This window comes from Actinomyces ihuae (genome assembly GCF_001457875.1).
GTDB lineage: Bacteria > Actinomycetota > Actinomycetes > Actinomycetales > Actinomycetaceae > Pauljensenia > Pauljensenia radingae_A.
Genome location: NZ_CZPX01000005.1, coordinates 807,953 through 821,753 on the forward strand (window position 1 = coordinate 807,953; position 13,801 = coordinate 821,753).

8 protein-coding genes are annotated in these 13,801 nt (G+C 49.4%); 2 read left to right on the top strand and 6 right to left on the bottom strand.

Annotation, left to right across the window (positions count from 1 at the left end):
- Positions 1-39: 39 nt before the first annotated feature.
- Both BN3002_RS08230 and rhaI read right to left on the bottom strand, forming a co-directional pair.
- The gene (locus tag BN3002_RS08230) at positions 40-1,539 is read right to left on the bottom strand and encodes a rhamnulokinase (protein ID WP_058237910.1); all 1,500 of its coding nucleotides are present in this window, start codon (positions 1,537-1,539) and stop codon (positions 40-42) included.
- Positions 1,540-1,630: 91 nt separating this feature from the next.
- A complete protein-coding gene (gene rhaI / locus BN3002_RS08235) occupies positions 1,631-2,809 on the bottom strand; it encodes an L-rhamnose isomerase (RefSeq protein WP_058237428.1) in 1,179 nt (392 codons plus the stop codon).
- Positions 2,810-3,205: 396 nt separating this feature from the next.
- Between rhaI and BN3002_RS08240 the strand changes: the two genes are divergently transcribed.
- Complete coding sequence (locus BN3002_RS08240) at positions 3,206-4,300, top strand: LacI family DNA-binding transcriptional regulator (protein WP_058237429.1); 1,095 nt, start codon at positions 3,206-3,208, stop codon at positions 4,298-4,300.
- A 53-nt stretch (positions 4,301-4,353) separates the two neighbouring features.
- Here BN3002_RS08240 and BN3002_RS08245 read toward each other — a convergent pair whose 3' ends face one another.
- The gene (locus tag BN3002_RS08245; protein WP_074026273.1) at positions 4,354-5,511 is read right to left on the bottom strand and encodes a class II aldolase/adducin family protein; all 1,158 of its coding nucleotides are present in this window, start codon (positions 5,509-5,511) and stop codon (positions 4,354-4,356) included.
- A 707-nt stretch (positions 5,512-6,218) separates the two neighbouring features.
- Here BN3002_RS08245 and BN3002_RS08250 point away from each other — a divergent pair.
- A complete protein-coding gene (locus BN3002_RS08250; RefSeq protein WP_082628606.1) occupies positions 6,219-8,810 on the top strand; it encodes a glycoside hydrolase family 3 protein in 2,592 nt (863 codons plus the stop codon).
- 1,323 nt (positions 8,811-10,133) lie between these two features.
- Here BN3002_RS08250 and BN3002_RS08255 read toward each other — a convergent pair.
- From BN3002_RS08255 to BN3002_RS08265, 3 genes are all read right to left on the bottom strand, one after another.
- On the bottom strand, positions 10,134-10,976 hold the full coding sequence (locus tag BN3002_RS08255; protein ID WP_117394376.1) for a carbohydrate ABC transporter permease: 843 nt from the start codon (positions 10,974-10,976) through the stop codon (positions 10,134-10,136).
- A complete protein-coding gene (locus tag BN3002_RS08260; RefSeq protein WP_058237432.1) occupies positions 10,973-11,872 on the bottom strand; it encodes a carbohydrate ABC transporter permease in 900 nt (299 codons plus the stop codon). The genes BN3002_RS08255 and BN3002_RS08260 overlap by 4 nt, the downstream gene beginning before the upstream one ends.
- 74 nt (positions 11,873-11,946) lie before the next feature.
- Positions 11,947-13,332 (bottom strand): ABC transporter substrate-binding protein, encoded by a 1,386-nt coding sequence (locus BN3002_RS08265; RefSeq protein ID WP_257525691.1) that lies wholly within the window; start codon positions 13,330-13,332, stop codon positions 11,947-11,949.
- Positions 13,333-13,801: the final 469 nt, after the last annotated feature.

Here is a 13,801-nt window from a genome sequence, read left to right on the forward strand (position 1 = left end):
CACGCGGTTTGGCTCTCATTCCATTGAGGTTTCGAGTTTTTATCCAAAAACCCTTCTCTCTGCCGAGTCCCACAACGAGAATTCGCCAGCCGTCGGTTCATATCGAACACTGGCAACTGACTTTTTGATTAATGTGCGGATTTCATTGAGTCCACCTTCAATTGCTCCGATTGCGCGAAGCTGGACAGCCATATTGCCGATAGCGGTTCCTTCAACAGGTCCCGCCAAAAGCGGTAAGCCAGTGGCATCAGCAGTCAGCTGGCAAAGTAATCGATTCTTTGAACCTCCCCCAACGAGATGGATCACATCAATCCTCTCGTCGGTCAGCTCCTGCATTTCACGCAAGGCACGCCTGTAGGCCACGACGAGCGAATCCGTAATTGTACGGAGATATTCACCGCGGTTGCGGGGAATTGGCTCACCATGAGAACAAGCCCATTGATCAATACGGGCCAACATGTCCCCTGGGGCGAGGAACACATCATCGTTCACGTCGATTAGAGTTCTGAATGGCTCGCAATTCTCTGTTTCGGCGTCTAGGACCTTCCATGACATATTTCTCATGTCCGACTCTTGCCATTCACGCAAACATTCTTGCTGAACCCACATTCCCATAATGTTCTTGAGGTACCGGACGGTTCCGTCGACACCGAGCTCGTTTGTGAAGTTCGCGCGTTGAGACGCCTGCGATAGTACGGGCGAAGACAGTTCCGTACCAACAAGCGACCACGTTCCTGAGGAAATGAATCCGAAGTTCACGCCTGTAGAAGCCGGAACCGCCACAACAGCTGAAGCAGTATCGTGTGACCCCACAGCTACCAGCTTGGTGGGAGCGTGGCTTGAATTTTGGAGATCGACGCCGGGCAGCGTGACGTCACCTACGATTTCTCCTGCTTCGACTAACGGCGGCAATATGTCCGGTACTTGTACATCACATCCATCATGCAAGGCTCTGATCAGGTCTGGTGCCCATGTGCGAGTAGTCGGATCAATCAGTCCAGTCGTCGACGCATTAGTCACTTCACAGACGCGTTCACCTGTCAACCAATACGCCACCAAGTCTGGCAGCATCAGAATCGATGAAGCGTTGACACCTCGAGTTGTCGATCGATCCGCGATCAGCTGATAAATGGTGTTGAACGGCTGGAATTGAATCCCATTAAGCTGATAAAGCGCCTCATGCCCAATTTGCTCATGAAACGACTCAACAGCTTCTTCGGTTCGATTCGAGCGGTACGCCGATGGATTACCCATCAGTCGTCCGTCTGCGTCAAGCAGGCCGTAGTCGACAGCCCACGAGTCAATACCAATCGATTCGATAGGGCCTCGACGCGCCGCCTCAGTTAGACCGGCACAGATTCCCTGCCACAGGAAAAGAATGTCCCATTCAAGATCGTAAGCTTGACCATTGGGCACACGTACCGGGCCGTTGGGGAAACGCGAACACTCAGCTACCTCCAACCGATCCGCCGACAGCGTACCGGCTAAGACACGGCCACTCGAAGCGCCTAAATCGATAGCAACGACTGTGCTTGCCATGGATTCCTCTTCACACATACTCAATCAACTGGAGAGCAGTAGCTTGCGCCAGCAACGTCGGCTACCGCCTCTGAAAGAAACCATCTCTAAATCAGGCACCCCACGACGCTTGTTCTCCGCCGATTCTCTCTTCTTCAATCCGGGACATATATCCTGATTCCTTAAAGGCACGCATTGGATCTGGGTCCATGCCCTTCTCTTCACGCAATTCCGCAAGCAATGGGCGGACATCTGTAAAGAATGCATCCATTAAGACCTGATTTGCTGCCAAGACATCATTATTCTTCTGTGCATCTTTCAAGGCTTCACGGTCGACAAGGACCGCCTTAGCGGTCGCTTCCTGGACGTTCAGAGCTGATCGAATCTCTCCTTCAATCTTGCCCTCGATGTTGTGGCATTGATCCAGCATGTAATTAACAGGGGAATCAGCGCCCATCGCGCCTGCCGAGACGAGTTCATTCAAGATTCTGAAGAGCTGGAACGGGTCTGCCGCCCCGACCATCAGGTCGTCATCTGCATAGAAGCGAGAGTTAAAGTCGAATGCCCCTAAGCGACCTGCGCGCAGAAGCTGAACCACAATGAATTCGACATTTGTGTTCGGGGCGTGGTGTCCGGTGTCAAGACACACAACTGCACGTTCACCTAGCGCCTGCACATGCATGAGCGCGGTGCCCCAGTCAGGCACGTCCGTGTGGTAGAAAGCCGGTTCGAAGAACTTATATTCCAGTAAGAGTTTTTGATCTTCGTCTAGCGCGGCATATATCTGTTTGAGGGAGTCAAGCAGCCTTTCCTGACGCTCCCACATTGAATCCTGCCCTGGATAATTAGTGCCGTCACCAAGCCATATTTTCAGGGTATCTGAGCCCGTCGCACGCATAACGTCAATGCAATGCAGATGGGCATCAATCGCTTTCTTCCGGCACTTTTCATTCGCGTTGGTCAACGAGCCAAACTTGTAGTCGTCATCCTGAAACACATTCGAATTGATGTTTCCGAGGGTAATGCCCCGTTCCTCCGCATATGCTTTCAGCTCAGAGAAATCGTCAACCTCATCCCAAGGAATATGAAGCGATACTCGAGGCGTAATTCCAGTATATTTATGTACTTGCCCCACATCGTCGATCTTTTCGTAAGGGTTACGCGGCGTGCCAGGGGTGTTGAAAACTTTAAAACGCGTTCCCGAATTTCCGAATGCCCAGCTTGGCAATTCTATCGTTTGATCAGTCAAGATCTTTTTCTGTTCACGATTAAGGTCACCCAAGAGGATCATGAAAATTCTCCTTTGAAATACGTTTCCTGCAAGTCACCTTTTCCCTGCCAATCAAGACGCGCCTCACACCTGCATCACAGTGAAGAGCAAAACAACAGTTGCCGCACCCTTGAGCAAAGCCATCTGCTACTAACTTCAGAGTTTAAGCGGAGATTCAGAGCACCCCACTTTCTCTCACTGACAAGGTGAAACACCTCTAGAAGGTGATGACCTTTAGTGTACAGTGAACCGTTTCATGCGTCAATTCTTGGCATCCCGCCATCACCTACACTCCACTGTTTTCTCTATTATTCGCATTTCCAGCCAGATTCCGGCAAACTAGGAAGAGCGAACTTAACTGCCATCAGGTCGCGTCCTTCCTAGTCAGGAGCTACCACGAGCACCAGAGAGACTAAATTGAGAGCCGGAAAATCACCGTCTAATCGCCCCGGAGTTAAGGATGTTGCTTACCGGGCAGGGGTTTCTGTCGGAACCGTTTCCAACGTTCTGAATGGCCGCAAGACTGTTGCTGCAGATATTCGACGGCGGGTCGAGGCTGCTGTGGAGGCGTTGGGATATGTGCCCAACCCAACAGCTCAAGCGTTGCGCACCGGCCTATCTCCCCTAGTAGGCGTTTCGGTCCTTGACCTGGCGAACCCGTTTTTTATGGAGGCTGCAACGGGCATGGACCGACGTTTTTCCGATGCGAATGTCGTGATGGCTTTGTCATCCTCATTGTCAGATCCAGCTCGAGAGGCACGCCTTATCCGCGCTTTCTCCGCTCAGCGCATGCGCGGCATCCTATTGACTCCAGCAGACAACTCTCTAAGCGTTGCACGCGAAGCGATCTCTCAAGGAACTCCGGTTGTTCTTTTCGATTTCCCAGGCAACGATCCCAGGATGTCTTCAATATGCGTCGATGATCATGCGGGCGCAGCACTTGCAGTTCGCCATCTTGTCGACCTCGGGCACCACCGCATAGGGTTTCTGAATGGTCCTTTCCATGTCAGACAAGCAAAAGACAGGCTTGCGGGAGTCCAAACCGTGATCAATGCTTCGCGGGACAAAATCCAACTCACATACGTCAAATTATCGGCTTTCACAGCTGAAGCTGGTCGTTCAGGGATGCGACAACTATTGATGGACACAGCAGTCATCGAAAAAGATCCAGCCGGTATGTTTTCGCGCAGCAAACAGTATGCGTCTGTTTTGCCAAAGGAGTTTCCAACCGCATTTTTCTGCGCGAACGATCTATTGGCTTTTGGTGCAATGACCACCCTCCGGGATTGTGGCATCCGAGTGCCGCAAGAAGTTTCCCTAGTGGGATTCGATGACATTTCGATCGCACAGCAAATGTCGACGCCTCTGACTACAGTTGCTCAACCGATGGAAGAGCTCGGCTGGGCCGCTGCAGATTTGCTGCTAACTTCCTCAGAGATAACTCGGCATGAGAAGTTCTATCCGAGTCTTGTCACCCGAGAGTCAACATCTACCCCTCGCGCCGATCACTAACTTATTCGGCGCATTTTCCAGCCAACAAGTCTGCTCTGCCCTGAACCACATTTTCAGTTTCCCTGTTTCTGGGCAACTGACTGGCGGTACGACTCCGCCTCCCAGTTTTCAATAAAACTCCGTTCTCGCTCGTTCATGACTCGAGTCTTCCCTATCCGGTCTGCGTCACGTGACACGCGCAGCGCATCAAGAAACGTAGCTAGCGCATTATCAGCCGCGGACTGGCTTGCACCGGTCCCTATCACGCCAACATCAGGCATGACAGCAACAATGGGGCGTTTCCCATGTTGCGAATAGAACTGATTAATTGCCTCAGCGATAGTCTCATCTACAGTCCCAGTTCTGTGAGCTTCCGCGACGTTATCCTGCATGATAACCAGCGGGAAAGACCCTGAATAGACGATTTGATCCGGGATAAGAGGGCCTTGAGTAACCGGAGCGGCCTTCATGCTTGATGAGTCTCGTGCAACGCCTTCCCATGCCGCTGAAATATGTCGCGCATTTAGTGAAGCCTTCAGCGCCTCCATCAACGCGCCCTGTGCACTTTCACTCAATGACTGGGCGTTGACCGGCGCACTGACTGGATCTGACGCTTCGATCGATTCTCGAACAAGTTGCGTAGCTTCGTTTACGCTCGCTTTCACATCCGCATATGAACTACCGGAAACAATCATTCCGTGATTGCCCAGCAATGTAATCTTTGGAGCTTTCTTGCCTGTGCGCTCAGCGAAGTCCTGGCGCGCATGTTCGATGCGGCGCGCTAACGGGACACCTGGGTCTTCATAGCTAACCCATACAGCTCTATCCTCCAAGATTTCCCTGGCTAAACGGGAACCATCTTGGTTACACGTAAGTGCGTTGACCGTTAGCGGGTGCAGATGGAGCACCAAAGGGTCGTCAATCAAAGCGTGGAACAAGATTTCAACACTGGGGCGCCTATCCGGCTTACCAACCTGCGCTGCGTGAGCTGCAACCTGGACTGGGTCGCCTTCAATCTCCTCATTCGAATGTAAGCAGTCCAACAGCACGTCCACTTTGAGTGGAACCAAATCATCTTGACGTAAAGATGCCATGCTCACACCACTAGGCTTGATGTACAGAATCCCTTCTTCTTTGCACGAGACGTTTCCACCCCCTGCCCTAGAAAACTCGGTGTTACCACCTATCTCATTAGCCAGACGAATAACGTCATCATGCAGTTGCGAAGACATTAGATCCAGATTCCTCTCCTGGTAAGAGTCGCTACTGAGTAAACCGTTTTGCCACGTCATCCAGTCGTCATCTCCGACGCGGTGAACCGTTTCACTCCAAACTGTAGCATTTCCGCCACTAGCCGTCTTCATCCAACTACCGCTTGCTCATGATTTTGCGCAGAATAAGGACTCAGATGACCTTTTCAACGTGAATCAGCATTTCATGAAAGGCTAGGTTTTTCGGAATCCCCAGTAGGGCTTTCCGTAGCTATCTGCCTATTACTGTTGCGACAAGAAGAGGCTCCTGTTATTTCCACGTTGTGCTCGCAGATGGCTCATCCAACAGGCTTGACCGTCAGAAGCCCGCCAGCCGAAGTGCCGCCAGTGTCATGGCATCAGCCAGTTCGCCTCTGCGAATCATCTGCTCGAGCTGCGCCCGGTCCACCCCACCGCGCCTCGTCCACCTCACCGTCGGTCTCATCGCTCGGATCCGCGCAATCTGCACACGCCCACACCACGCCGACACGTTGCAGTACCTGCGAGACTGTAGATCCAGAAGGCAACGCGGCATTCCGTGATCCATAGATCCCCTATTTAGATCATTCGGAACTATTTGAAACCTGAAGCTGATTCCCGCTTCCTTTTTTGATATTCGTCTAGAGATTCGATCAATTTCTCGAAACTCTTTTGCTCGACATTTTATGTAAACATTCTCAGGAGTTTCAATGTCCGCGCATTGTCGCAAATTTTCCTTATATAGTTTAATTTCTGCACTAGGCATATCTTTAGCATTTATTGGAGTTCCTTCTTCAACGGGTGCCCCTCAACAAAGTGGCGCTCTAGCAGGGGAAAATCCACAGTCGCTTGAGCAGCCGCAGTCCACCTCCGACGAACCGGACGTTCTCGCACGCAGCTCAGACACGACCCAGCCAATCGGTAAACTTGAATCGGCGCCTCATGTCGATTGTTCCTCGATGCCATGGCTGGATACCTCATTATCCGCATCAAAGCGAGCTGATCTTCTACTCAGTCAATCGGAGGAGACCCAAGTATTTCGCTGGCTCGTTGAGCAACCTGCAAATTATCCCTCGCAGAATAGCTTTAACGGCGTTGATTATTCTGACCAACTGCCGTGCACACCAACGGTAAACTACACTGACGGCCCCGAGGGGATACGACACCAAGGTGCCACTTCTTACCCGCCACAGATTTTGGTGGCGTCAACTTGGGATCCAGAGCTTTCTTATGCCAAAGGAAGAGCTATGGCTGAAGAGTCTGTCCAGAAAGGATTCCAAGGAATTTTGGCTCCAGGCGTCTCCTCGGGACGCACACCACTAGCGGGACGTACTCCTGAATACTTTGGAGAAGACTCACTTCTGTCAGGCGATATGGCTGCAGCAGGAATTGACGGCATTCAAAGTACACCCGGCGTATTCGCAAATCTGAAACACTTTGTGGCTAACGAGCAAGAACTCGATAGGCACTCAAGCTCATCGAATATTGATAGCCGTTCTTTACACGAGCTGTATTTGAGACCATTCGAGATTGCGGTGAAGAAATCAGACAAGCTTGCTTCCGTTATGTGCTCGTACAACCAAGTGAACTCAACATACGCATGCGAGAACAAAGAGGTACTTCAGCTATTAGCTGATAAGGCGGGATTCACGGGATTCATAATGTCAGATTTTGGCGCAGTGCACTCTACTGCGCCTTCTCTAAATGCAGGATTGGACTTAGAGCTTAACCGGCCAAAGTTCTACACACCTGATTTACTGGCAAGTGCAGTAAATACTGGCAGCGTTGACAGGGAGGCAATTTATGCAGCGGCGCACAGAGTCCTTGAAAACTATTTCGAACAAGGTCTGTTCGATGTTCCTATAAGTCAAGAGCTGTCCGAGGATCCACAAAAATACGCAGACAAGCCAACTAAGACTGTCGAGACTCTCGCGCTTGCCAAGCGACTGGTTGAAGAGGGAGCAGTACTACTCAAGAATGATGATGGTGTCTTGCCCCTTTCTAATACCCTTACAGGTAAGAAGGTCACGGTTTTTGGTCTTGCGGCATCAGAACAGCCTGAGGGGGTTGGCGCACAAAGCATTTGCAGCATACGCGGATTCCGAGGTGCGACTTCGATGCCATGCACCGATATCGTTACTGCGGTCTCTGAGATTTCTCAGCGTGTAGCAAGTGCCGGCGGGCAGTTCAGCTACATCGCCGGAAAGAGTAGTGACGAAGTTCGCGAAGCTGCAAGTAATACAGACATCGCGATCATCTTTGGCCACCAGCTCATGGGAGAATTCTCAGACATAACTGATCTGAATTTGCAAGACGGCGGTGACGAACTCATTTCCACCGTCGCAAGATCCGTACCCGACGATTCAACTACGATTGTCGTTCTAGCAAATGGTTCCGCTGTAGAAATGCCTTGGATTGCAGATGTCGATTCTGTTATGACTATCTGGTACCCAGGCGAGCAACAAGGTAATGCACTAACTAGTCTATTATGGGGCGACACTAATTTTAGCGGTCGCCTACCAATGACCTTTCCTAAGTCGTTAGCCGACACGCCTACAGCTGGAAGCGAAAATCAGTATCCTGGGGTCGTCGATGAAAACAACATACGACAGGTTGACTATGCTGAAGGTCTCAAGGTGGGATACCGATGGTATGACTCAGAAAATATCACGCCTCTCTTTCCCTTTGGACATGGGCTTTCGTATACCCAATTTTCTTATTCTGCTCCCACTTCATCCACCTCTTCCAGTGGTGACGGTACCAAATTGCAAGTAGAATTCGATGTTACGAATACAGGTAACCTGGCTGGAAAGGACGTTCCTCAGCTCTATCTAACTTTCCCAACAAGTGCCGATGTCCCTGGAAAATTGTTAGTTGGATATCAAAAGACTCCTCTAATTGCTCCAGGCGCAACGTTGCCCATGAAACTTGTGATTAGCTCAGATTCACCTGATCGGCCATTATCCATTTGGGATATTAACAACGACGACTGGAGAATTCCTGAAGGAGATTACCAATTGTCACTTGCTCGCTCGGCTGGAGACATAGTTGAATCCATGGGGTTCAGTCTTCCAGATACGTCAAGTAACACTGACGATAAGCCCGACGCCAAGAATCCTCCGGTTGACCAGACAAACGCAGGAAATGGTTCGAGCAACCAAGATGGCAAAGGTACCATGAAGTCGCCTGACTCAATTGCGTCGACTGGAGTTTCTGTCATCTTACTTCCTTCGATGCTCACTGCCTTAGCGGTTGGCGCTGCCTCTATTGGAGTAAGCCGCACTCGGAAGTATCAACGATAGAATTACGCTCTATCTTCTTCCGCTTGGCTCCTTCAATGGAGCCAAGCGGAACTTATTTTTGGAATCACCGTAAACCTAATCTAATGCCAACGTGAATCACAAAGGCGCAACTTAGACGATTGTGAATAAATTTGCAAGAGGATACGCTTGATAGTCTTGGACGTTAGCAAAGCAGCCCTTATCCTCGAATGACGTGAGCTCTTCTGTGTCCCATCATTCGCATGTTTCACCTAGTGCGAAGGAAAATCAATTGAGTGAGAACTGTCATTTAGACAGCTAAATGGACACGCCTACCATGAATTTCATCTTAACTCAATCCGACGTCAAGTGAACACTCCCGAACGAACCGCTTTCAACAATTTATAACGAAAATCTTTCCTGTCACTTCAAATTGATCTGACCAATAAACAGATCTCATAGTAGTGAGCTGTAATGATAAGGCGTAAATACAACTTCTCGCGCTCTGACGAAAGATTGGCTACTTAGCCCAATACGAGCCACAGCAATCAGCCGACCTCTCCAGATACTCCGTCTATCTCAAAACCAAGCGACCGTCAGAGTAAGTCATCACCTTCGTTCCTTCACATGCGTTTCACCTTCGGTAAGTAAAGAATAGCTATCGACTATTGAGACAGTACTAATAACACACGTCTGGTTCGCAATCAAAGCAGTGCCATTAGAGCAAAACATACCCATGAGGTCACACTAAGGTGAGCCTCGAAATCAACTGGCACTTCAATTCCCACTGCATTTACGTGCCGTACGCCACGATTCGAAAACCTTGCGAGGTTAGTAATTCTTGGCGGGTGCTCTAAATCGCATAACTCGAATCCTTGATCATTGCCCTTTCACCGCCAGTAAGTGAAGACACATAGCAACGTAGACCCTTACTACGAAAGAACTGGGATAATCATTGAATTTCCGACTGGTCGACTCTTACGGCAAGCCAAAACAACCCGTTCCTTCAAGCGCATTTCGAATCGCACTCTCTACCTGCTCTAATCTCTCGATACTCACCAAACAAAATGAGTGCACGCCACGGGGTCTCCCACCTATACTGCAGACGAGTAGTTGAAGGCTCGGAATCAACAACCACAGACTCAAAACAGTTTGAGGGCCCAAATACCGCAGTAAACACAACTAGCTCTCAACCAGGAAATAGAGCCTTCATCCAGTCCGTCAATTCCTTCCGCGCATCCTGCACTATTACAATCTTGCCAAACCAGGCACCGCGATAAGCCTCACGATTCCTTACAACCAGCAGCGTCATGTCTCCACCACAACGCCTCGCCAAGGAGGCGAAGCTGTACTGCACGTGAGCTACTAGCCTTTCACCGCTCCTGCTGTCATACCTTCAATAATCTTCCGATTGAAGAAAATGAACATAATCAGCGGCGGAATAGTAATCAAAAAGACATCCATGAACAGCAGGTTCCACCTATTAAGCCCCTGAGACTGGTAATCGTAAAGCGTTAGCTGAACTGTCTCGTTTCCCTGCCCTGGCAAGAAGTAAAGAGCATATGTGAAATCATTAAACACCGTTACCGCCTGAACCACAATAACTGTAATGATGACCGACCGCAGCAGAGGAAAAATAACCGAAAAAAATAGCCTTATCGGACCAGCACCGTCTATCGTAGCTGCTTCATCAAGCTCTCGAGGGATTGATGACACAAAAGCACGGAACATCAAAATACAGAAAGATAGTCCAAACGCAACATGCACCGCAATTAATCCGGCAAGAGTCTTGTAAAGATGAACTTTCTCCAGCATCCAGATGGTAGGAACAACAGCTGGAGGAATGATTAATCCCAGCATTACAAACAGGTTAACGATTGGATTTATGGCAGACTGCCTACGCTGCAGCACATATCCCACCATGGCCGCTAACACGACCATTATCGCAACCGAAAATACTGTCAACAGAGCACTATTGGCAAACGCTCTTATCAAAACGCCATCACGACTAGATATGACTTCGATGAAGTTTGACCAATACTTAAACTCGCTTGGCAACGTAAATGATAGTTCTGAAGCTTCCTTCTGACTCTTCCCCGCTGTCAAGACAATAAACACGAGCGGAACTATGAAAACAAGCAAAGCTATTACAATCGAAACCACACCCAGAATGGTTCCTCGAGGAAGCTTTTTAATCAGATTTTTCATTGAGCCACTTCCCTTCGATTAAGCCAGTAATTGAGCGGGATTGCAATTGCAGCAATGACGATAAATAACACAACATTTCCTGCTGTCGAGAGTCCAAAGAAACCCGCTTGGTATTGTTTGTAGATTACCGATGCGATCACGTCACTGGTAAACCCTGGGCCTCCTCTAGTCATTGCCCAAATGAGGTCAAAGGACCTGAGCCCGCCAATTAAGGAAAGAATAATGACTGTACCTGTCGCAGCTCTGCACAACGGCATGGTGATATGGAAAAACTTTTGGATTTTCGACGCACCGTCCACTTCGGCCGCTTCTAAATAGTCTCGCGGAATTCCTACTATCGCGGCTACGTAGATGAGAGTTGCGATGCCAACACCTTTCCAAACGTCTACGGCAGCAACGCTCAACAGAGCTAGATTCGGATCCGTCAGCCAGCCGGGTCCATCTACTCCAATAACCGCGAGAGAACGATTCACCAGTCCATCGAATGGATCTAACAGCACTTTGAAAGTTACGCCAACCCCAATCGTAGAGACTAGAACTGGGAAAAATACCACGGAACGGAGAAAGTTTCTGCCAACGATTTGGGAAGTTAGCAAGACAGCCAGCAATAGACCTATTACTACTTTTGAACCGGATGTCACAAATGCATATATGAATGTATTAATAAATCCTTGAACAAGTGCCGGCTCGCGGAAGAATTGCTTAAAGTTTTCTAAACCGATGAATTCGTGATCGAAAATCGTCCACCTCGTTAAAGAAAAATAGAAAGAGGCGATGGTCGGAATGGCAAAGAGCAGCAAGAAAAATACGGCCGCGGGCAAATAAAAGTATAAAGGATATTGCTTCTTAGCGAGGCTCGCTTTTGAAGTTTTTCGCATTTTGACCTCTATATTCATTCCTCGTTGATAGAACTCAAATTGTTTGGGGTGAGGCCACTCAAGGTTGCGACCTCACCCCAAACAAAACTATTTCACCACCCTTCAATTCCTAGTTGCTGCGCCTGCTTTTTAACGTCTTCGTCATACAATGCCGCGCCATCTTGAGCTCCACGAATTCCCGAGCCAACTTCTACGGTAATTTGCTCAAGGGCAGGACCCTTAATGGGCGAAATAAATTCGAGAGCAAGGCCGACTTTCCCTTCGTCGTAATAGGGTTGAAGATCCTTCACCAGTGTGGGAGCAGACTCGGGAATTTCACATTTATCAACCATGAATGGCCCAGAAACGGATGCGGCTTCTGCCGTTACCTCACAGCCTTCCACACTGACAAACCAATTAAGGAAATCTTTTGCTGCTTCGAGCTTCTCTCCCTCAGTTGTCTTCGGGATGTATAGACCGCTTGGCATCCAGGTAGTGGCGCCGTTTTTCTCGGGATCATTACCTGGAATTGGGAATGAACCAATTTCCTCGTCAGACTCGGGGTAGTTCTCGGTGATAACCGGAGCTGCGTTCATTGTCACCATAGGGTAATGTGCAGCTTCCCCTTCGGCTAACTTACGCATCGCCGAGTCAAGGTTTGCCGAGGCGAAATCATCGTTGAGGTATCCTGCCTTGTAGATTTCTTCAAGGTGTTTGAAACCTTCAACAGCCGGAGCATCTGCGTACTTTACCTTCCCGGCTGTGTATTTTTCCGCCCATTCAGGGTCTTGTGCTGTTACATTGTAGAAGTCGCCGAGGACAAATAACTGGGATGTCCACGTATCCGCGTAGCTCTGAAGCACTGGCGTCAGACCTGAGTCCTTAATCTTTTGATTGTTCGCCATGAATTCATCCCATGTGCGCGGAATTTCCAGTCCAAGATCCTTATAAATAGTCTTGTTGTAGATTATCACCCCAGCAAACGAACTGCCGGCTGGAGCACCGTAGATGCCTGAGTCAGTTGCGACAGACTTAATGAAGTTTTCATCAACGCTTTCAACCCACGGTTGGTCTGAGAGATCAACGAGGGTATTGTCAGGGGATAGCGCCTGCAGCAGAGAACCTGAGTTGTACCAGAACATATCACTCATGTCCCCGGTCGACAGTCTCGTCTTGACGAGGTTATCCCCTTCGCCTCCCGCTGGATGAGTTTCATACGAAAGATTGACGTTTGGATTAACCTCTTTGTATTTGGCTATGATTCTATCCCACAAGGCTAGTGACGACGGGTTTGAATCAATATAAACCGTTAAGTCTACTGCATTCGCAGATGCGTCACCGTCAGCTCCCGATTGAGAATCTCCGCCACTCGCACCCCCGCAACCCACGAGGGTTCCAGTCAGTAGCGCCGCAGCAGCCACACACGCTACACGATGTTTACCAAGCACTTGTCTTGCACCTCTCATTAGACACACCACTCCATCTTTGGCTGTGGTCATCACACAGTGAATCTATTCACTAGTGTTTACACACTATACGGCATTTTCCGCTATTGTCAAAAAACGATTCACGAGATTCATTCGATTCATCCTCCTAAGCGAGATGGGGCTATCCCTAAGTCAGCGAATCCAAATCCCGCCATGGTCTCAACTATCCTGCGAGCCCAAGCTTTCAAGAGGCAGAAGCAAGAACAGCAACGTCCATTGCTACGTCGGTCATTTTCCGCAAGTTCATACAACGAAATTTAGACGCAGGAGTCGTGCACGCCACTCCTGCCTTCTCCAAGCAAAGGTCACAAGAAAACAGTTGCACCTGTTTTCTCACGCGCACGAAAAAGCTCTAGCGGCGATCAGTGCGCCGATGGTTGCGAGCACCAAGCGAGCAACTGCTAGGGCTCGGTGCTCGTTGATAAAAGCCTATGACGAGTCATTTCACTCCCGCACACTGGGCATGAAACAATATTCATCC